This is a genomic window from Winogradskyella jejuensis, from assembly GCF_900129745.1.
In the GTDB taxonomy this organism is placed as follows: domain Bacteria; phylum Bacteroidota; class Bacteroidia; order Flavobacteriales; family Flavobacteriaceae; genus Winogradskyella; species Winogradskyella jejuensis.
On the sequence record NZ_FQWS01000003.1, the window covers coordinates 38,467 to 58,503 of the forward strand.

Here is a 20,037-nt window from a genome sequence, read left to right on the forward strand (position 1 = left end):
CTTTTTGTACTTTTAAATCGTGGAAGCAACAAATAAACATAATTGGCGTACAAAACTTCATGAAATCATTTACGAAGCTGATACACCTTCTGGTAAATTATTTGATGTCTTCTTACTCATATTAATTATCCTAAGCATAATTTTAGTTATGCTAGAGAGTGTTAACTCAATTGACGAGAAGTATCACAATACGCTTTACATTGGAGAATGGATAATAACCATTCTTTTTAGTATAGAATATATTTTAAGACTTATTAGTGTAAAAAAGCCATTAAGATATGTTTTTAGTTTTTTCGGAATTATAGACTTCTTATCTACAATTCCTATGTATCTAGCATTCTTTTTTGCAGGAGGAGCACAAGCGTTAATAACCTTAAGAGCACTCCGATTACTCAGAGTTTTTAGAATATTAAAGTTAGCTAGATATTTAGGTGCTTCGAATCAACTTAAGGATTCTATTATTGCAAGTCGAATTAAGATTTTAGTCTTTTTATTTGCAGTTATGGTATCTTCCGTAGTGTTTGGAACCATTATGTATTTAGTTGAAGGCGAAGCCAATGGTTTTACAAATATTCCTAAAAGTGTGTATTGGTGTATCGTTACTTTAACGACAGTTGGATTTGGTGATATTGCCCCACAGACGCCGCTAGGACAATTTATCACCACTATAATTATGGTCTTAGGTTATGGAATAATAGCCGTCCCTACCGGAATTGTGTCTGCTGAATATGCAAAGGCATCAAATAAGACTCATAATAAATCTAAAGAAGTTACGGACAAAGACAATCCTGAACTTAAGATTGTACCTTTAAATACACAAAGCTGCTCATCTTGTTTGGCTGAAAAGCACATCGACGGTGCTGAATTTTGTTATAAATGTGGGGAAGTCCTTCATCATGAATAAAACACTTATTTCTATCGTAGGACCAACTGGTATCGGTAAAACTGCCCTTAGTATAGAACTTGCAAACCATTTTAATACTGAAATCATTTCTTCTGATTCCAGACAGTTTTTCAAAGAAATGTCTATAGGAACTGCTGTACCCTCAAAAGATGAACTTAAGGCTGCTAAACACCATTTCATCCAGCATATTTCAATTAAAGAGCCCTACAACGTAGGACAGTTTGAAAAAGATGCCATAGCAAAGCTAAACTTTCTATTTCAATCTTATGATATCGTTGTTATGGTTGGAGGCTCAGGTTTATACAGTAATGCTGTTATCAATGGATTAGACGAATTCCCAAATCTACCAAAACATATCAGAGAAGAACTTATTTCTAAGTTAGAATCTAAAGGTATAGAACCACTCCAAATTCAATTAAAACAGCTAGACGAAAAGGCATATAAAACTATAGCTATTGATAATCCGCAACGGCTAATTAGAGCTTTAGAAATATGTATCGGAACCGGCAAACCCTATTCTAGTTTCTTAAACAAGAAAAAACCTTCACGCTCTTTTAAAACCATACAAATTGGGATTATAGCGGATAGAGAAATTATTTACGAGCGAATAAATAAGCGTGTAGGTATTATGGTTGAAAATGGATTGATAAAAGAAGTAGAATCTTTAATTCCCTATAGACATCTAAACGCTTTAAATACGGTGGGCTATAAAGAGTTATTTAACTATTTTGATGGGGAATTGACTATGGATTTTGCCATTTCTGAAATAAAAAAGAACACAAGACGTTTTGCCAAACGGCAATTAACATGGTATAGAAAAGATGAGACGATTACTTGGTTCGACTATAAAACTGATTTAGAAAAAGTAATTAATCATATTGAAACAAAAAAGCCAGCTAATTAGCTGGCTTTTTAAATATATATGGTTATTCTATTTGTTGATTACTAATCTAAATCCTTCACCATGAATATTGAGAATTTCAACATTTGGGTCTGGTTTTAAATACTTACGAAGTTTTGCAATATAAACATCCATACTTCGAGATGTAAAGTAATTATCATCTCTCCAAATCTTTGTTAAGGCCAATTCTCTTGGCATTAAATCATTTTCATGAAGCGCCAATAATCTTAGTAATTCATTCTCTTTCGGAGATAATTTTTCTGGGTCACCTCCATCAAAAGATAAGAAACGTAACTTTGAGTTTAAGTGGAATTTACCAATAACAAATTCAAACTGCTTGCTATCTGCTACACTATCTGTAGCTTTACGCTGCATGATAGCTTTAATTTTCATGAGAAGAACTTCGCTATCAAAAGGTTTGTTAAGATAGTCATCTGCTCCTACTTTGTATCCCTTAAGAACATCTTCCTTCATTGCTTTAGCCGTTAAGAAGACAATAGGAACGTCTGTGTTTTTCTCTCTAATTTCTTTAGCTAAAGTAAATCCGTCTTTGTAAGGCATCATAACATCAAGAATACAAAGGTCGTAGTCGTCCTTTTTAAATTTCTCAAAACCTTCCATACCGTTTTTAGCATGAACAACATCAAAATCGTTCATGATTAAATAATCTTTGAGTACTGTTCCAAAATTTGGATCGTCTTCTACTAAAAGTATTTTCTTATTTTGTTCTTCCATAATATTATGATATTAATGGTAGCCTAATTATAAAGGTGCTACCCTTTCCTTTTTCACTTTCTACTGATATGTGACCTTGATGGTCATCTATTATTCGTTTTACGTAAGCCAAGCCTAAGCCGTGACCTTTTACATTGTGCACATTACCTGTATGTTCTCTGTAAAATTTTTCGAACACACGTTTCTGAACTTGTTTAGACATACCGTTGCCTTGGTCTGATATTTTTAGCAACACATTATTTGCTATATTTTCTGTGTAAACATCAATTTTTGGTGCTTTATCAGAATATTTTATAGCGTTATCTAAAATATTTACAATCACATTTGTAAAATGTGTTTCGTTTGCTAATACTGATGACTTTGCGGCACCAAGATGCAGTTTTATATATCCTTTTCTATCCTCAACTATGAGCTGCACATGCGTTACTGCATCTTCAACTAAGTCGTGAAGCTTTAGACGTTCCTTACTAATATTAAGCTCATTTTTTTCGAGCTTAGATATTCTTAGTACATTCTCTACTTGAGCATGCATACGTTTATTCTCGTCTTTTATCATACCTAAGTATCGCAATACTTTCTCCTTATCATCAATAATCTTGGGATTCCTTATTGAATCTAATGCTAGATTAATTGTTGCGATTGGTGTTTTAAACTCGTGCGTCATGTTATTAATAAAATCCGTTTTAATCTGTGAAATTTGACGCTGTTTTATTAATTGATATATGGCACTTGTGTAGGCAATGATAATAACGCTTGTAAAGATTATAGACAGCACAATCATCCAAAGGATTGTCGATAAAAGAAATTTATTTCTTTCTGGGAAATCTACCCATAAATCAAAAGAACTCTCATCGTTGTTATCTAAAAAAACAGGTACTCCGTAGGAATTTGTTGTTTTTTCAAAATTTTCAGTCCTAATTTTAGTAGATAAATCGTCGTCGTAAATAGCGTATTCAAAATCTATCTCTACACCTTCGTTTTTCAAGTTTTTGTCGATAAAAGTTTCAATCAACTCTGGACTTACTCTTTTATATATGGGGTAATCAATAGAGCTTATTAAATCTTTAAAAGAATCACGATAGAGAAAACTTTTTGCTTCATCATTCATATCGTCAATTTCTTTAATCTGCGACACACGCTCTAAAGAGCCTTTGTCTAACGAGGACTTTTTATAAACTTCAGTAATTCTTTCATTAGTATATTTACTAAAATCTGTACTGTCTGCATCAATTTCAAAGAACAAAGATGGTATTCTGTAACGCTCTTCTAAAACTATGTTTTGGTGGACTATAGTTTGGTCATTTTGTTCGTCATCAAAAGCTACAAATAAACGCTGTACGGCTGTTGAATCTGGTAATCTGTTATTATTTAAATATGGTTGTAACTTATCTAAATAATTACGATACTCATAATCATCAATTTGCTTAGATACAAAACTCAAAGCACGTTTTACATTTAGTGAAAACTGCTGACGTTCGTTTTCTAAACTTTTATTAATAAAAAATGATTGAACGAAAATAATACCAATAAGCGATAAGCTCATTAACACCACCAATAACACGAAAAGCTTTTTGTTCATCGAGTCAAATTTAACATTTTAACATTTAGCCCAAATTGTGTTTAACCTTACATTAACACAAATGTTAAAATTTGACTTATTTAATCTTGGAAATCAACTGTTTATGAATAATATAAACTTGAGATTTAGTATCTTCTAAATCATTGTTATGGATTACAAAATCAGATTTTTCAATCTTTTCTTTATCAGATAGTTGATTTTTTATTATTGAAAGTACCGAAGATTTTGAAATATTATCACGTTTCATAACTCGCTTTATACGCTCTTCTTGGTCTGCAACAACAGTAATAATATAATCGTACTGATGCTCCAAGTTATTTTCAAAAATTATAGCTACCTCTTTAAGAATATATGGCGAGTCTTGTTTTTTAATCCATCGTTTAAAGTGAGCACCTACTTTTGGGTGAACGATACCGTTCATTTTTTCAAGTAGAGATTTATCCTTAAATATTTGCTCTCGCAAATATGGCCGATTGAGTTTGTCCTCTAAATAAGCTTGCTCACCAAAGAGTTTGATTAGTTTTCTTTTGATGACTTTAGAACGATTCATTAAAACCTTCGCTTCTACATCTGCATGATAAACCGGAACATTAAGCGCTTTAAAAAATTTAGAAACTGTTGTTTTACCGCTGCCTATGCCACCAGTAATACCTACAATAACTATATTCTCTGAATTATGGTTCATTCTGATAAGACAAATTCTATTTTATCCTGAAGTAATCGACTTCTTTTTACTTGTTTTGGAGCCTTAGAGATTTCTAAATCAAAACTTTTAGTATTCGAATTTTTGAAGTTACTAAAGTCGCATACTACTTGAAAATCCTCGGGTTTAATCCCTTTAAAACTATCTATATCTACATAATATACTAAATCTACTTGCTTTGGAAAAAAATTGACGGTTTTGCCAATTGGAGCATTTATTAATTTTACGGGTATAGAAATCTTTCCTTCAGTAAAACGTTTCACTTCACCATTAACATCTACTTGTTTTGGCACTATATCAATACTGGTATTGTTAGTAACAAATCCAGTAGATTTAAGTATGTCTGACTTAACATCCTTAAGAACTACAGCTTTAGTTGTCACATAATTAATAGTATCTATCGCTTGTTTTGAACCAATAATTTTTACTGAATCTTGAGATAATCTTATAGTATTAACCACGTCATAACCTGAGGCATATGTTACATCTTTAACCAGTTGTATAGGCACCATTTTGTAAGACAAGACATCGTAATCAAACTTTATCGTATCTGGACTAACACTTAGGATTTCTAGAGTATTTCCAAGAACTTCCTTTAACTGATATCTATTACTCCGTAAATCCCATAAAATTTGTTTTTTACTTTTAAAGGCTTCCTGTTGAGCATCAATCTTAATTTTCTTTGAGTTACTAAAAATGTATTGTAGTAGATTAAAACCTTTTGCAGATACCGTTACTTTTCCGTTATACAGTGTATCATTTAAAACAACAATTTCATCCTCTAAATTATAAAGTTCAACATCTAAGTTTATTTCTTGGGTGTAAGTCTGTGAGAGTTTTGATAACATCAGGAAGAAAAATGCAGCAATTAAAAAAAAACCAAACAGCTTAACGTTTCGCTTCTTAAACTTTATAAAACCGATGTTTAGGACTTGTTTTTTCATTTAAAAAACAAATTAGGAAAAATACTTTCAGCTTTCTTATTTGTTGACCATAGTTTTAGTGTAGAATGTAAAAAACCTGTTCCGTATCCATAAAACTGAATACAAACCGCAATTAAAGACATTAAAGCTATATTTAAACTTTTAGTTGAGATAAGTGCGCTTATAAATATTACCAAGAAATAAGTAGCGTAAATAATTAAGGGATAATATATACCGAGAAAAGCTGCAATTAAAGCAAACAAGAAACCAATGATAAATAAGGAAGGAAACCAGTATGTGATTTTCTTTGAATTTGGATGCCACTTATTTAATATAGGCCTTACCATTCCAAACTTATTGACTTGCTTATAAAACTTTTGCCATGATATTCTTCTCTTATGATAAACAAACGCCTTTTTTATAAGTGTTGTTTTATAATCTAAATCCCATAAGCGTAATACTAAATCTGGGTCTTCTCCGGGATGAATTTTTCCAAATCCCTTACTAGCTTCAAAAGCTTCTTTGGAAAGTCCTAAATTAAAACTTCGTGGTTGAAAGTCTTTTTGGCTATCATCTCCTCCACGTATTCCTCCTGTTGTAAAAAAAGAAGTCATTGCAAAGTTAATGGCCTTTTGAAGCCTACTGAAAGATTGGTGTGCAGCATCAGGACCACCAAAACAATGAAAAAAAGAAGCCTTAAGAAAAATATCAACCTCAACCAAATATTCTGAAGGTAGTATAACGTCTGAATCTAAAATAATAAAATAATTGCCTTTAGCTTTTTGCATTCCATAATTACGAGAATCTCCCGGACCAGAATTGGCTTTAAAATAGTATGAAATATTAAGCTTTGACTTATACGTATTTACTACTGCCTCTGAAGTTTGAGACGAGCCATCTTCTACAATGACAATTTCGTATTTAAAATTTCCTGCAAGATTTGAAAAACTTTCTAAAAGCTCTTCAATCTCATTAGGTCTATTAAATACAGGAATTATAAATGAATAGCTTAATTGCTCCATACACAAATGTAAGTATTGTGCATAAAAAAAACCGCCTTTTCAGGCGGCTTTTGTTTTAATAAAATTTAGTTTATTGCTTTATAACTCTTATTGTTTTAGTATTACCTTGGATAGATACTTTAACAAAATATGTACCGGGAAATAAGCTAGACATATCTACTTCTGTATCAACAGAATTTGGAAATGATCTTATTACTTCTTGACCTAGCATATTATACATTGTAATATTTTCAACATTTTGTTGCGCATTGATTGTTAAGGTATTTTTAACTGGATTAGGATAATACGATAAGGATACATCATCAAAATCATATGTAGATAATGCAGTTCCTTCAACTACTGAAAGTTTTTGATTGACACTCACATTATATAATATGTCTTCTAATCCACTCAACCATTTTACCTTAACATAATCAACTGTAGTAGCTGTACCTACGCCAAAATGTTCTGTGAATGAGTTTTGAGCCATATAACTTTCACCACCAAGGAGCGTTCTATATTGCTTGCTTCCTCCAATAGATATTTCTATAATTGAGCCTATACCGTCTTTGTTACTCATATTACCTTCAAGCGCTATTGATAAGTAATTATTTGTAGAAAAGTCCATATTTTCCCAAAAAGAGGGGTTTTGACTATTACCATTATTACTTATAATTTCTAACTTCCCATCATTATTATAATCGCCTATTGCAGATGAGTAACTATTATAATCATTAGTTGTAAATCCTGAAGAATTTGATAAAGAAAAACTACCTAGATTATTATTTATATAAAACCCATAAGAGGGAAAGCTATCTGAAGAGGTGTATTGAGAATTAATATATAAATCTAAATCTCCATCATTATCAGCATCTAAGAAATTAGATCCCCAACTAAACGTAACTAAACTTGTTTGTGTCGAGGTAGTAACGTTAGAAAAAGTTTCATCACCATTATTCTTAAGAAGAACAGTTCCTGGAGCATCGTATCCAGCTCCATTTGGTGAATTAGTAACAAATATGTCAAAATACCCATCAGAATCATAATCATCAACGGTTACACTCATGGCTCCAACAACAATATCGGTACCTGAAGCTACACTTACATCACTAAAAGTACCGTCACCATTATTTTTAAATAGATAATTTGGAGTTGTTTTATCATTAGCTATATATATGTCTTGATATCCATCATTATTAAAATCAAAAAAAGCAGAACAAAATGACCAAACAGAACCAGCAGAAACACCAGATGAGTTTGTAGCATCGGTAAATGTCCCATCACAATTATTCATAAATAAATAATTAGTGATTAAGGTGCCTAAACTCCTGTTAGAGAGATACACGTCGAGACAGCCATCATTATTAAAATCTCCCCATGAAGCGCCAAAGGTGAATACGTTATCTGTTGGAAGACCTGCCTGTATTGTAACATCTACTAAGGAGCCACTTTGATTCTGAAACAATCTATTCCCATCCGTATCACTTGTTAGAAATAAGTCTTTATCGCCATCGTTATCATAATCAATCCAAGTTGCGTTTCTTGTTCTGTATTCATAATTCCCAGATGATGGTAGCAAATCTTCTAATTGAAAAAAAACACCGTCAATATTTTTATAAAATGAAACCGTGGAATTATCTGTTCTTGTCAATGTTATGTCATCAAAACCATCACCATTATAATCCACAAAACTAACTCCTGAACCACCAAAAATAGTAGGTCCAGTATGAGAATTAAATCCTAACGTACTTGCTTGATTCTGAAAATCAATTTGAGCAGTAACTATATTACAGCAAAATCCAAATAAAATAAAGAGTAAATGTCTCATGAAAAGATTAAAACACAAATTTAGGCAATTATAGCTTTACTACTTTAATTGTTTTTACATCACTCTTCTGAAAGACTCTCATAAAATAATGTCCTCGCCGAAGAATTGATAATTCAATATCAAATTCTTTATCCATAGGAAAATCTTGCAAGACTTGCTTACCTAAAGCATCAAAAATAATTATACGCTCTATCTCTTGACTTGATTCTAGCTTTAAAAAGTCTTTTGCAGGGTTTGGATAATAATTAAGTGACGATACTGCATCAAAATCAGTTGTAGACAATGCAGTTCCTTCAACTATAGAAAGTTTTTGATTGACACTTACATTATACAATATGTCTTCTAATCCACTTAACCATTTTACTTTAACAGAATCTATAGTCGTTGCTCCTCCAACTCCAAAATGAGCTGTTAATGAATTCTGAGCCATGTAACCTTCACCTCCAAGAACAGTTCTATATTGTTTATTTCCTCCAATAGATATTTCTATAATTGATCCTATACCGTCTTTGTTACTCATATTACCTTCAAGCGCTATTGACAAATAATTATTAGTATTAAAAACAGATGTATCTGTCCATAAAGACGGCAAAGTATTGTCATCATTATTACTTATGATATCAAGTTTTCCATCATTATTATAATCCCCAATTGCACAAGAATAACTTTTATGGTCATTAGTAGTGAAACCTACGTTTGTAGGCTGAGAAAAAGTATAGGCATCATTCTTAAAAAAGGCATATGAATCTAATGCATCTGATGATGTGTACTGACAATTCACGTAGATATCTAAATCGCCATCATTTTCAGAGTCTAAAAAACTTGAGCCCCAAGAAAAACTATCTAAACTTACTCCTGTGCTTATTGAAACATCCGTAAATGTCTCATCTCCATTATTTTTTAATAATACACTACCAAGTGTTGGTGTGCTTATGGAGTTTGGTGTGTTAGTAATAAAAACATCAAAATAACCATCATTATTATAGTCATCTACTGTGACGGACATAGCGTCTACAACAATTCCAGTACCAGAAGATGCGCTAACATCGGTAAATGTTCCATCGCCATTGTTCTTGTATAAATAATTAGGTTTAAACTTGTCGTTTGCGACATACAAATCTTGATACCCATCATTATTAAAATCAAAAAAAGCAGAACAAAATGTAAGTGCGGGTTCGTTTGTTAAACCAACAACGTCAGTAAGATTTGAGAAAGTCCCATCGCAATTATTCTTAAAAAAATAATTAGTAATTGATGTTCCTCCTATTCTGTTTGATAGATATACATCAAGGCAGCCATCATTGTCTATATCGCCCCATGAAGCACCATACGTGTGTATATTGTCAATTGGAAAACCAGCAAATAATGTAACATCAACTAATCCTGTAGATTGTTTATTAAATAGTCTGTTGCCATCTGTATCACTTGTTAGAAATAAATCTTTATCTCCATCATTGTCATAATCTACCCACGTAATACTTCTAGTTTTGTAATTGTAGTTACCTGTTACTGGTAGTAAGTTTTCTTCCGTAAAGAACGTCCCGTCAAGGTTTTTATAGAATCTTACCGGTGTGTTATCGCCAGTTGCCAATGTAATATCGTCAAAACCATCATTGTTATAATCAACAAAACTTACACCAGAACCACCAAAAACAGTAGTACCTGTATTAGATAATATCCCTAGTACGGATGCTCTATCTTCGTATAGAACTTGCCCATAAGCAACACTACAAAAAAAGGCTATACTAAGAGAAAAAGACAATGTCTTTAACATAAAAAATAACGTTGGTTGGCTCTAAAAATAATAAAAAAACCATTGTAATAACTACAACGGTTTTTCATAATATAAATTTTTGAAAACTATTCTTTCTCCACAAAAGCATCCATTACCGCATCACTCACACCCATATTACTGAATCCGCCGTCGTTGTACAAGTTTTGCAAAGTTACACGCTTAGTTAAATCGCTAAATAAAGTAATTGTATAATTTGCACAGTCTAACGCAGTTGCATTGCCTAGAGGTGACATTTTTTCCGCATAAGAAATAAATCCATCAAAACCTTTTACACCTTGCCCTGCAGTTGTCGGTGTTGGTGATTGAGAAATGGTATTAACACGAACTTTTTTATCTCTACCAAAAAAGTATCCAAAACTACGCGCAATACTTTCCAAATAGGCTTTATTATCCGCCATATCGTTATAATCTGGAAAAACACGTTGTGCAGCCATATAAGTAAGAGCTACAATACTACCCCACTCATTCATAGCATCAGCCTTGTATAAGGTCTGCATCACTTTATGAAAAGACATTGCTGAAACATCTGTTCCCTTTTGTGTCCAATCGTATTTTTGGTCTGTGTAAGCTCTTCCTTTACGCACATTAACCGACATTCCTATAGAATGCAAAACAAAATCAATTTTTCCTCCAAGAATTTCCATAGATTTCTCTACTAGATTTTGTAAATCTTCTTCTGAGGTTGCATCAGCAGGTATAATTTGAGAACCTGTCTTTTCTGCTAAATCATTAATTTGTCCCATACGCATAGCAATTGGTGCGTTGGTAAGCACAAATTCTCCTCCTTCTTCATGAACACGTTCTGCTGTTTTCCAAGCAATAGAATTTGGATCTAATGCTCCAAAAATGATTCCTTTTTTTCCTTTTAATAAGTTATGTGACATAATTGATTATGTTGGTTTATATCGTTTTTATAATTTTCAAATATACTATTAATTCAATAACTGCTTAGCATGTGCAATAGCAGATTCTGTAACATTTGAACCTCCCAACATTTGAGCTAATTCTACAATTCGTTCGTCTTGGGTGAGTAACTTCATATTCGTTTGAGTGACTTCATTTTTATCGGTTTTAAAAACCTTATAATGCCAATTTCCTTTTGAAGCAATTTGCGGTAAATGTGTAATAGAAAAGACCTGCATATTTTTACTCATTTGCTTCATGATATTACCCATCTTATCAGAAATCTCACCTGAAACACCAGTATCTATCTCATCGAACATTAGTGTTGGCAACTTTACATAATTTGCCAAAATTGACTTTACGGCTAGCATTATACGAGATAATTCTCCGCCAGATGCAGATTTCTTTAAGTCTGTAAATTCGCCACCTTTATTAGCTCTAAATAAAAATTGAAGGTTATCCTTACCGTTGTATTTAAAATCTTGTTCAGCATCAAGTCTTATATCAAACTTGGCATTTGGCATACCCAATTGTGCTAAAATTGATTCGAGATTTGACACAAATCCCGGAATTGCCTGCTCCCTATTATTACTTAGCTCTAAGGCTATATCATTAAGTTTAATCTCAGAATTTTCTATGTTTTGCTTGATTTCAGAAATATCAGAATCCAAATTTTCTGAAGCATCTACTTTTTTTGAAAGGTTCTCTTTTATTTCTAATAATTCTACAATCTCAGAAACCGAATGTTTTTGAAGCAAATTATTAATGATTTGCAGTTTGGTATTCACCTCATCTAATTCTTGCGGATCTGAAGATAACTGACCTTCTAAGTTATCTAGTTCAACTAAGATATCGTCTAACTCGATAGTTGCGCTCTCGATACGAGACTCTATCTGAGCATATTGCTTTCCAAAAGCGCTAATGCTAGACAACTGTCTTTTAATATCATTTAATCGTTCTATGACACCTAAATCTTCGGCTTCTAATATGGCTTTTGAGTAACTAATAACTTCATTTATAGATTCTACGTTACTCAATTGCTCATAAGTAGACTCCAATTCCTCTAACTCACCTTCTTTTAATTGGGCTTCTTCTAATTCGTTAAGAAGAAAAACATTATAGTCGTACTCTTTCTTCGCTTCAATTAATTCTTCTTGTAATTGCTGAAGTTGCTTTTGCAAACTTTTGTAATTAGATAATTCAGATTTGTAACTACTTAATAAGGATTCATTTTTAGCTAAAGCGTCTATTACTTTAAACTGAAATGCATCATCAACTAACTGAAGTGTTTGGTGTTGAGAATGAATATCTAAAAGATGTGCACTCAAACGATTTAAGCTATCTAGTGTTACAGGTGTATCGTTTACGAAAGCTCTAGACTTACCCGAAGGCAATATCTCTCGTCGTATTATAGTTTGCGGGTCATAATCTAAATCATCATTAGCAAAAACAGTCTTTAAATCGTAATTGGCTATATCGAAAATAGCTTCAATAACACATTTCTTAGACTTATCTTTTATCTGACTTGAGTCTGCACGTTTCCCCAAGACCAAAGACAAACCTCCAAGAAGAATAGATTTACCAGCGCCTGTCTCTCCCGTGATAATGGAAAAACCACTGTTAAAATTGATGTCAAGCGCATCAATTAATGCAAAATTAGATATGCTTAAAGAGGTTAACAAAAAACTACGTTTTAATATCTACAAAGCTACACTTTGAGATTTAGAAAATGAAAATGAAAACGTAAAATTTAGAATTTTATCTTTTTCCACTTAGAAGCGTGAATAGGTGCAATTTTATTAAGTGCATTGACTAAACTAGTGATACCGATTTGAGGTCCTCCGCTAAAAATACTAGCAACTTCATTGGCTTTAGAGTCAAAAAACACGCGCATTAAAAAAGAATTTGGTCTTCTAGAATGCATCTTCTGTAATTCTAGTACAGATGTAGAAATCTCTTTCTTACCTTCATTTAGGTTTTTGTGCATTAAATCCATACCATCTCTGTGATAGGAGTACATCGCACTTCTAAATTCTTTGTATGTAGGAGATAATATATTATCTATTAAAGCAAAACGAGATTGTAAGCCATCTTCTAGCTTCCAACCTGGTCCACCAGAGCCTGCAGAATAGTTTACAATAGTTTGTGCTTGTCTGTAATATTCATCACCACCATTAGGCGCAAACGTATCGGCATCCATACCTAAAATCATATAAATATGAAATGATAGTACAGAAATTAAATTAGATTCAAATTGGTTAGGATTAAATACTAAATTTTGAAACTCTAAATACTGAAACTGAAACTCTCTATCATTAAACGTGTATACAGGTGTACTATATGTAGAACCAAAAACTGGTCTTGAAGATTGTATTTGTAGCGTTGCTGAAAACGCATCATTGTTATAATTCTGAACATTAATAACCATGCTACAGTTAATACGTTCTTGGACTTTAAACTTCTTATTTGTCCATTGGGTATTATTTATAAACTCAGTGAGTTGACGCTCAAGTGTTTTAAAAACTACATTATTATCGTTACCAGTTTGTTGAGCGACAACTGTAACAACACAGTTTAATTCTTGAGCTATTCCTAGTGTAGAAATTAAAAGAAAGAGTATAAAAAAATGTTTACGCATTTATCTGCTTTAGTATTTGTTGCATTAAGTCTTTAGCAACATCTGCCTTTGACTTTAATTCGTTTGCTATAACCTCGTTAGATTTGGTTATAAATGTAACTTTATTTGTTGATACACCAAAACCAGCTCCTTTGTCTCTTAATGAATTAAGAACAATCAAATCTAAATTCTTTTTCTTCAACTTTCCCTTAGCGTGCTCTAACTCATTATTGGTCTCTAAAGCAAAACCTACAAGAAACTGGTGTGCTTTCTGCTCTCCAAGAGATTTTAGAATATCCTTTGTTTTTTCTAACTCTACTTTAAACGATGATTCTGCCTTTTTTATTTTCTGATTAGCAATTTCTTTAGGCCTGTAATCTGCAACAGCAGCAGACATAATTGCAATATCAGAAGAGGAGAAATAGTTATGCACAGCATCATACATCTCTTGTGCACTAACTACTGGCACAGTATTAATCAACGAATGTGAAACTGATTCGTGTGTAGGACCAGTGACTAAAATTACCTCAGCGCCAAGATTAGCCGCTGCTTTAGCAATCTCAAAACCCATTTTTCCGCTAGAATGATTGCCAATAAACCTTACTGGGTCTATAGCTTCATAAGTTGGGCCTGCAGTAATCAAAATCTTTTTACCTCTAAGCGGAAGCTTATCCAATATATCGGCTTCAATAAAAGCAACGATATCTTCGGGCTCTGCCATACGACCCTCACCTACTAAACCACTAGCTAGTTCACCACTAGTAGCAGGAATCATAATGTTTCCGAAAGACTTAAGCTTATCAAAAGAGTTTTTAGTAGACTCGTGTTTGTACATATCCAAATCCATTGCTGGCGCAAAATAGACTGGACATTTTGCAGAGAGATAAGTCGCTAAAAGTAAATTATCGCAAGTACCATTAGCCATTTTAGATAAGGTATTTGCAGTCGCTGGAGCGATAACAAATAAATCTGCCCAAAGACCGAGTTCTACATGATTATTCCATACAGCGTTATCATCGTCTTCATTAACAAATGAAGAATGAACTGGGTTTTTTGAAAGTGTTGAAAGGGTAAGTGGCGTTATAAAATCCTTAGAAGCAGGTGTCATCACTACTTTAATGTTGGCACCTGCTTTTATGAATTGTCTTACGAGGTGTGCTGTTTTGTATGCTGCAATTCCTGCAGTGACACCAAGTAAAATATTTTTGTCTTTAAGAATAGACATTTAGAGTTTTATTCCTGAGTATCTTCCTCAGTATTTCTGTGGTAAATCTTATCCTCTAACCACTCTTTTACTGCTAACGCATGTGGCTTAGGTAATTTTTCGTAAAATTTAGATACCTCAATCTGCTCTTTGTTCTCAAAGATTTCTTCTAAACTATCGTTATAAGTTGCAAACTCTTCAAGTTTATCTACTAACTCTCTTCTGATGTCAGTATTAATTTGCTCTGCACGTTTTGCAATAACAGAAATTGCTTCGTAGATGTTGTCTGTTGGAGCATCTATCTCATTTCTGTTGTACGTTAGCGTCGTAGTAGGCGCGTCTGTCTTCTTTAAATCCATTTGTATAGTGATTAACTTTTACTCTCGTTTGTTTTTTCTTTTTCTAATTGTTCCTTTAAATCATTCGCCTCATCTAAATACTTTGTATTCGGAAAGGCTTTCAATAAAGCGTTATAGTCTGCTAAAGCAATGGCTATACGTTCTTGCTTTAACTCTTTAATACTTAATACAGCTAAATTATATTCTGAATTAAACTTGTAATATAACGCATCTTCTCTTAATGTTGTTCCTGGGAAATCTAATAAAAAATTATTAAATGACTTTATAGATGCTTTATAATCATAAATGCGGTTATACTGCTTGGCTATTTCAAAAGCCTTTTTTTCTAGTTTAAAATCAAGTTCTTTTACCAATTCATTAGCCTCTGAAAGGTACTTAGAATCTGGATAAGAGTTTACAAAAAGCTGTATTTTCTCAATAGCTTTTACTGTTTCTTCTTTATCTTTTGAATAGATTGGAGACTCTTCATAATAGCTTTTTGCTGATAAAAAAGCGGCTTCTTCAGCTTTTTCACTATTTGGATAAGAATTTACAAATTGCTCAAATCTATAAGATGACAAATAATACTGCTCAAGTTTATAAAAACACATGGAGTGCATGTACATTAACTTTTCGGCTTGAGGTTTACCTCTGTATTTTGGTACAATCTGCTCAAATAAGCGATTAGCCTTTTTGTATTTACCTTCGTTAAAAAGGTCTTCACCTGTTTTATATTTTAGAGCTATGTCTTCTGACTTCATAACCTTCTGAAAGTCACTACATGAGTTCAACACCAAAACAGATAATAAAATGTAAACTAGTTTCTTCATAAATTTAAAACAGTGTGCAAAAGTAGGGATTAATAACGGATTTTAAAACAAATATTTGAGCTAAAATACATGCTTAAAAATACCATTAAAGCACTTTACGAGAAGTTTAACGTTTACCTAGTCTATTTAGTTCATTTTGTATGGATTTCTTTAACTCTGACGTTGCTTCTACAAGTGGTAATCTTACAAAAGATTTGCTAATACCAATTGCCTCTAAAACAGCTTTTATTCCTGCTGGATTATTTTCAGAAAAAATGAGACTAATAATAGACATTAAATCGAAGTGAGTTTGGTAAGCATTTTTAGAATTACTAGCAATTCCATCTCTAATCATACCAGAAAATTCTTTTGGTAACGCCTGCCCTATTACAGAGATAACCCCAGAACCTCCTGCTAAAGCTACAGCCAGAGCTAAATCATCATCTCCAGATATAATGTGGAAATCTTGAGGCTTGCCTCTAAGTAATTGCATGTATTGTCCTATATCATTACTAGCTTCTTTTACCGCAATAATATTGTCGAAATCACGAGCTAAACGTAAGGTTGTCTCAGGCAACATGTTTTTCGAAGTTCTTCCAGGCACATTGTAAACAATAATTGGTACTGGTGATGCTCCTGAAACTGCTTTGAAATGTTGATATAAACCTTCTTGAGTTGGTTTGCTATAATATGGTGATACAGAAAGAATAGCATCTATGTCTGACAAATCTGTTGAATTGATTTCCTCAATCACTGCTTGAGTATTATTACCTCCAATACCAAGCACTAAGGGTAATCTACCATTGTTAACCTTAATAATATGAGCAGTTATAGCTTTCTTTTCTTCACGTGTTATAGTAACACTTTCTCCCGTTGTACCGCTAATAACGAGATATTCAATTCCGTTTGAGATATTATACTCTACTAACTTAGTTAAGGCTTCAAAATCAATAGACAAATCTTCTTTAAATGGTGTTATTAAAGCTACTCCTGTACCTACAAACTTGCTCATTATATTTTATTTAAAATGGTTAAATATTTTTTTAATTCGGTTTTAAAAACATCAAAGTTTTTAGTGTCCACATCTATGATTAAATCATACAAACGTTCGTCTGTATTAGAAATTCCTACTTTTAAATCTGCGCTAGACATGGCTGCAATTTGCTTCAATTCGTTATCATTAGCCAAAAAATAGCAAATTAAAACATCAAAATTTGTTTCTGTAAAATTCTTCAAATCTGAGTTTTTCAACTTGCCTTTCCATCCAAAATCTTTAGCTGTAAAGACATTATCCCATTGGCTATGCTCTGTATTCTTATCAGATATATACGTGAAAATTTTTCGTTTAGCCGACGTAATATCTAGTTTGTCTAAAAAGGAATTTATAACATCATAATCACAATATTCTGAGTAATTTAGAAGCACTCCAATAGACTCTGCCTTTTTTAATTTAGCTATTACATTACGATTGGATAACGTTTTATCAACAAATTTTTGATTTGATTTTTCCTTAAATGCTTTTAAAATCATCTATCTTTAGCCTTTGTGCAAATTTAACAAAAGTGCTATCACTTTATTGTTAACTAATGATAAGTTATTAGATGAAAATTAAACTTCTTTTTTTGTTTGCAGCAGTACTACTCACAACTTCCTGTAAACAAGAACATTCAACGACAAAAATTGAAGGTAAACGCCTAGACATAAACGACAGCCTTGAAACCAACCCTGATATTGAAGCCTATATAAAACCCTATAGAGAAAGGGTAAATAGAGACCTTGATAGTACTTTAGCCTATGCTGCTGAGACTTATACAAAAAATGATGGCGAATACAATACTGCCATTGGTAATTTTATGGCAGATGCTGTTTTAGAATTATCTAATCCTATTTTTAATAGTCGTACTGGTAACAACATTAATATCGTGTTACTCAATCACGGTGGTATTCGGTCTATAATCTCTAAAGGGAATATAACTAGCAGAACGGCTTATGAAGTTATGCCCTTTGATAATGTTGTCGTAGTGACACCGTTAAAAGGACAACAGACAAAAGATCTACTAAGCTTCTTAGCAAGCAGAAGGCGTGCACATCCAATTTCGGGTTTAAAATTGAGTCTTAATCCAGATTTTAGTATTAATGAAGCCTTAATCAATAACACTGAAATAGATTACGACAAAACCTATTATGTGGCAACTAGTGATTATTTATACAATGGTGGTGATAGTATGAGTTTTTTGAGGTCTGAAGATGGTACGCATTACGATTTGGAATATAAAATTAGAAATCTACTTATTGATTATTTCAAAAAGATAGACACGCTTCAACCAACTATTGATGATAGATTTATTCAATTAAAAGACAACTAAAATGAAACGCAGAACTTTTATACAACAAACTACTGCAGCTGGAACTTTAATTGGTTTAGGTGGATTAACCCTATCTTCTTTTAGTTCTCAAACCGCAAAACGCATTACCATTTTACACACCAATGATGTGCATAGCCATATAGACCCGTTTGGGCCAAACGATGGCCGAAACGCTAATAAAGGTGGTGTGGCTAGACGTGCGTCTTTAGTAGAATCTATAAGAAAGGATAATCCAAATACACTATTGTTGGATGCAGGAGATATATTTCAAGGCACACCATATTTCAACTACTATGGAGGTGAACTAGAATTTAAACTCATGAGCATGCTTAAATACGATTTGGCAACCATAGGAAATCACGATTTTGACAACGGAATTGATGGCTTATATGCACAACTCCCAAATGCTAATTTCGACTTTGTTTCTGCAAATTATGATTTTACAAATACGGTTTTAGATACTCATGTAAAGCCTTACAAAACATTTTTAAAGGACGGTGTGAAAATTGGAGTTTTTGGCTTAGGAATAGAACTCGATGGCTTAGTTGGAAAAAAACATTATAAAGAAACGGTATATAACTATCCTGTTGAGATAGCTCAAGACATGTCGAGAATTCTTAAAGAAGATGAGCAATGTGATTTGGTTATATGCTTATCTCACCTTGGATATTACTACAAGAAAAATCCAGATAAAATTTCAGATTTAATTTTGGCAAGGCAAACAAAAGATATTGACTTAATAATAGGTGGACACACACATACGTTTTTACCGAAACCAACCGTTGAAAAAAATAGTGAAGGCAAAAATGTACTAGTTAACCAAGTTGGCTGTTATGGGCTCTATCTTGGACAAGTAGACTTTTATTTAGAAACAGGTAAAGAAAAAAAAGCAGAAGGCGCTACAATTATAGTCTAGTTTATTTAAGCTTTAAGCCCTTTATCTAGATAAATTATATTCAGTTATTTTTTGATGTTTAAGCTGAGACTGTAAATAAAAGAAAGTAAACGCTAGTACTAAAAAAATAGAATATATTGCAGCTAAATGTGTCATATTTGCAATATAATAATACGCTAGCTGCAGCATTTCTGAAAAGAAGATAAACATAGTTCCAATAAAGAATAGCATTGACTTGTTGTCACCTTTATCCATATAATTAACTAGAGCAACTGAAAGCAAAGTCATAACAACCACATTATACAAAAATTCTGTAATATATTCTGAAGTACTAAGCTGTGTTTGCGCAGTTTCCGTTATTAAAGTGACACAAAATATTCCTAAAATAACAAGTATAATTAACGTCACAGGAAATTGCTTTAATACCCTTTTGAAAACCATAGTAGAGGTGCATCTTAATATTAAGAATATGTATGACAACATATATAAATAGTTACTTACATAATATAAATAGTCAACAGAATCTTCATATAAAA

General features: G+C 32.5%; 19 protein-coding genes. 4 read left to right on the plus strand and 15 right to left on the minus strand.

The genetic code is table 11. From position 1 onward, the window contains the following. The first annotated feature begins 19 nt into the window (after positions 1 to 19). The gene (locus BUB95_RS13655) at positions 20 to 904 is read left to right on the plus strand and encodes an ion transporter (RefSeq protein WP_073087541.1); all 885 of its coding nucleotides are present in this window, start codon (positions 20 to 22) and stop codon (positions 902 to 904) included. Next, positions 897 to 1,808 (plus strand): tRNA (adenosine(37)-N6)-dimethylallyltransferase MiaA, encoded by a 912-nt coding sequence (gene miaA / locus BUB95_RS13660; RefSeq protein ID WP_073087543.1) that lies wholly within the window; start codon positions 897 to 899, stop codon positions 1,806 to 1,808. Before BUB95_RS13655 ends, miaA begins: the two co-directional genes overlap by 8 nt. A 27-nt stretch (positions 1,809 to 1,835) precedes the next feature. On the opposite strand, the gene BUB95_RS13665 is transcribed toward miaA, so the two are convergent. From BUB95_RS13665 to BUB95_RS13735, 15 genes are all read right to left on the minus strand, one after another. Continuing rightward, positions 1,836 to 2,540 carry a response regulator transcription factor gene (locus BUB95_RS13665; protein ID WP_073087545.1) on the minus strand — a complete coding sequence of 235 codons (705 nt, stop codon included), beginning with the start codon at positions 2,538 to 2,540 and terminating at the stop codon, positions 1,836 to 1,838. 4 nt (positions 2,541 to 2,544) lie between these two features. Beyond that, positions 2,545 to 4,119, minus strand: coding sequence for a sensor histidine kinase (locus BUB95_RS13670; protein WP_073087547.1), 1,575 nt, complete (start codon positions 4,117 to 4,119; stop codon positions 2,545 to 2,547). 76 nt (positions 4,120 to 4,195) lie between these two features. After that, complete coding sequence (coaE, locus tag BUB95_RS13675) at positions 4,196 to 4,804, minus strand: dephospho-CoA kinase (RefSeq protein WP_234969275.1); 609 nt, start codon at positions 4,802 to 4,804, stop codon at positions 4,196 to 4,198. Further along, positions 4,801 to 5,766 (minus strand): YbbR-like domain-containing protein, encoded by a 966-nt coding sequence (locus tag BUB95_RS13680; protein ID WP_073087549.1) that lies wholly within the window; start codon positions 5,764 to 5,766, stop codon positions 4,801 to 4,803. The genes coaE and BUB95_RS13680 overlap by 4 nt, the downstream gene beginning before the upstream one ends. Continuing rightward, positions 5,763 to 6,767, minus strand: coding sequence for a glycosyltransferase family 2 protein (locus BUB95_RS13685; RefSeq protein ID WP_073087551.1), 1,005 nt, complete (start codon positions 6,765 to 6,767; stop codon positions 5,763 to 5,765). Before BUB95_RS13685 ends, BUB95_RS13680 begins: the two co-directional genes overlap by 4 nt. 70 nt (positions 6,768 to 6,837) lie before the next feature. Then, positions 6,838 to 8,574, minus strand: a complete 1,737-nt coding sequence (locus BUB95_RS13690) for an FG-GAP-like repeat-containing protein (protein ID WP_073087553.1) — start codon at positions 8,572 to 8,574, stop codon at positions 6,838 to 6,840. A gap of 28 nt (positions 8,575 to 8,602) precedes the next feature. Next, the gene (locus tag BUB95_RS13695) at positions 8,603 to 10,348 is read right to left on the minus strand and encodes an FG-GAP-like repeat-containing protein (protein WP_073087555.1); all 1,746 of its coding nucleotides are present in this window, start codon (positions 10,346 to 10,348) and stop codon (positions 8,603 to 8,605) included. 86 nt (positions 10,349 to 10,434) lie between these two features. Further along, positions 10,435 to 11,253 (minus strand): enoyl-ACP reductase FabI, encoded by an 819-nt coding sequence (locus tag BUB95_RS13700; protein ID WP_073087557.1) that lies wholly within the window; start codon positions 11,251 to 11,253, stop codon positions 10,435 to 10,437. Between the two features lie 48 nt (positions 11,254 to 11,301). Continuing rightward, positions 11,302 to 12,954, minus strand: a complete 1,653-nt coding sequence (recN, locus tag BUB95_RS13705) for a DNA repair protein RecN (protein ID WP_073087559.1) — start codon at positions 12,952 to 12,954, stop codon at positions 11,302 to 11,304. Between the two features lie 68 nt (positions 12,955 to 13,022). Continuing rightward, on the minus strand, positions 13,023 to 13,910 hold the full coding sequence (gene porD / locus BUB95_RS13710; protein WP_073087561.1) for a type IX secretion system protein PorD: 888 nt from the start codon (positions 13,908 to 13,910) through the stop codon (positions 13,023 to 13,025). Next, positions 13,903 to 15,114 (minus strand): bifunctional phosphopantothenoylcysteine decarboxylase/phosphopantothenate--cysteine ligase CoaBC, encoded by a 1,212-nt coding sequence (gene coaBC / locus BUB95_RS13715; protein WP_073087563.1) that lies wholly within the window; start codon positions 15,112 to 15,114, stop codon positions 13,903 to 13,905. Before coaBC ends, porD begins: the two co-directional genes overlap by 8 nt. 8 nt (positions 15,115 to 15,122) lie before the next feature. Next, positions 15,123 to 15,452 (minus strand): DNA-directed RNA polymerase subunit omega, encoded by a 330-nt coding sequence (locus BUB95_RS13720; RefSeq protein WP_073087565.1) that lies wholly within the window; start codon positions 15,450 to 15,452, stop codon positions 15,123 to 15,125. Positions 15,453 to 15,463: 11 nt separating this feature from the next. Further along, positions 15,464 to 16,261, minus strand: coding sequence for an outer membrane protein assembly factor BamD (locus tag BUB95_RS13725; RefSeq protein ID WP_073087567.1), 798 nt, complete (start codon positions 16,259 to 16,261; stop codon positions 15,464 to 15,466). A gap of 106 nt (positions 16,262 to 16,367) precedes the next feature. After that, positions 16,368 to 17,252 carry a 4-hydroxy-tetrahydrodipicolinate synthase gene (gene dapA / locus BUB95_RS13730; protein ID WP_073087568.1) on the minus strand — a complete coding sequence of 295 codons (885 nt, stop codon included), beginning with the start codon at positions 17,250 to 17,252 and terminating at the stop codon, positions 16,368 to 16,370. Beyond that, on the minus strand, positions 17,252 to 17,770 hold the full coding sequence (locus tag BUB95_RS13735) for a DUF6913 domain-containing protein (protein ID WP_073087570.1): 519 nt from the start codon (positions 17,768 to 17,770) through the stop codon (positions 17,252 to 17,254). Before BUB95_RS13735 ends, dapA begins: the two co-directional genes overlap by 1 nt. A 71-nt stretch (positions 17,771 to 17,841) precedes the next feature. Between BUB95_RS13735 and BUB95_RS13740 the strand changes: the two genes are divergently transcribed. Together BUB95_RS13740 and BUB95_RS13745 are read left to right on the plus strand one after the other, a co-directional pair. Then, entirely contained in the window at positions 17,842 to 18,606 is a 765-nt protein-coding gene (locus BUB95_RS13740) for a 5'-nucleotidase C-terminal domain-containing protein (RefSeq protein WP_073087572.1), read from the plus strand. Between the two features lies 1 nt (position 18,607). After that, a complete protein-coding gene (locus tag BUB95_RS13745; RefSeq protein ID WP_073087574.1) occupies positions 18,608 to 19,522 on the plus strand; it encodes a bifunctional metallophosphatase/5'-nucleotidase in 915 nt (304 codons plus the stop codon). Positions 19,523 to 20,037 lie beyond the last annotated feature (515 nt).

Bases quoted from the DNA above. Each gene is read 5' to 3' on its own strand.
- BUB95_RS13695 (WP_073087555.1), bottom strand. From the start codon at position 10,348: ATGTTAAAGACATTGTCTTTTTCTCTTAGTATAGCCTTTTTTTGTAGT.
- BUB95_RS13680 (WP_073087549.1), bottom strand. From the start codon at position 5,766: ATGAAAAAACAAGTCCTAAACATCGGTTTTATAAAGTTTAAGAAGCGA.
- BUB95_RS13735 (WP_073087570.1), bottom strand. From the start codon at position 17,770: ATGATTTTAAAAGCATTTAAGGAAAAATCAAATCAAAAATTTGTTGAT.
- porD (WP_073087561.1), bottom strand. From the start codon at position 13,910: ATGCGTAAACATTTTTTTATACTCTTTCTTTTAATTTCTACACTAGGA.
- coaBC (WP_073087563.1), bottom strand. From the start codon at position 15,114: ATGTCTATTCTTAAAGACAAAAATATTTTACTTGGTGTCACTGCAGGA.
- BUB95_RS13745 (WP_073087574.1), top strand. From the start codon at position 18,608: ATGAAACGCAGAACTTTTATACAACAAACTACTGCAGCTGGAACTTTA.
- BUB95_RS13740 (WP_073087572.1), top strand. From the start codon at position 17,842: ATGAAAATTAAACTTCTTTTTTTGTTTGCAGCAGTACTACTCACAACT.
- BUB95_RS13700 (WP_073087557.1), bottom strand. From the start codon at position 11,253: ATGTCACATAACTTATTAAAAGGAAAAAAAGGAATCATTTTTGGAGCA.
- BUB95_RS13665 (WP_073087545.1), bottom strand. From the start codon at position 2,540: ATGGAAGAACAAAATAAGAAAATACTTTTAGTAGAAGACGATCCAAAT.
- BUB95_RS13720 (WP_073087565.1), bottom strand. From the start codon at position 15,452: ATGGATTTAAAGAAGACAGACGCGCCTACTACGACGCTAACGTACAAC.
- miaA (WP_073087543.1), top strand. From the start codon at position 897: ATGAATAAAACACTTATTTCTATCGTAGGACCAACTGGTATCGGTAAA.
- BUB95_RS13725 (WP_073087567.1), bottom strand. From the start codon at position 16,261: ATGAAGAAACTAGTTTACATTTTATTATCTGTTTTGGTGTTGAACTCA.
- dapA (WP_073087568.1), bottom strand. From the start codon at position 17,252: ATGAGCAAGTTTGTAGGTACAGGAGTAGCTTTAATAACACCATTTAAA.
- BUB95_RS13670 (WP_073087547.1), bottom strand. From the start codon at position 4,119: ATGAACAAAAAGCTTTTCGTGTTATTGGTGGTGTTAATGAGCTTATCG.
- BUB95_RS13685 (WP_073087551.1), bottom strand. From the start codon at position 6,767: ATGGAGCAATTAAGCTATTCATTTATAATTCCTGTATTTAATAGACCT.
- coaE (WP_234969275.1), bottom strand. From the start codon at position 4,804: ATGAACCATAATTCAGAGAATATAGTTATTGTAGGTATTACTGGTGGC.
- BUB95_RS13690 (WP_073087553.1), bottom strand. From the start codon at position 8,574: ATGAGACATTTACTCTTTATTTTATTTGGATTTTGCTGTAATATAGTT.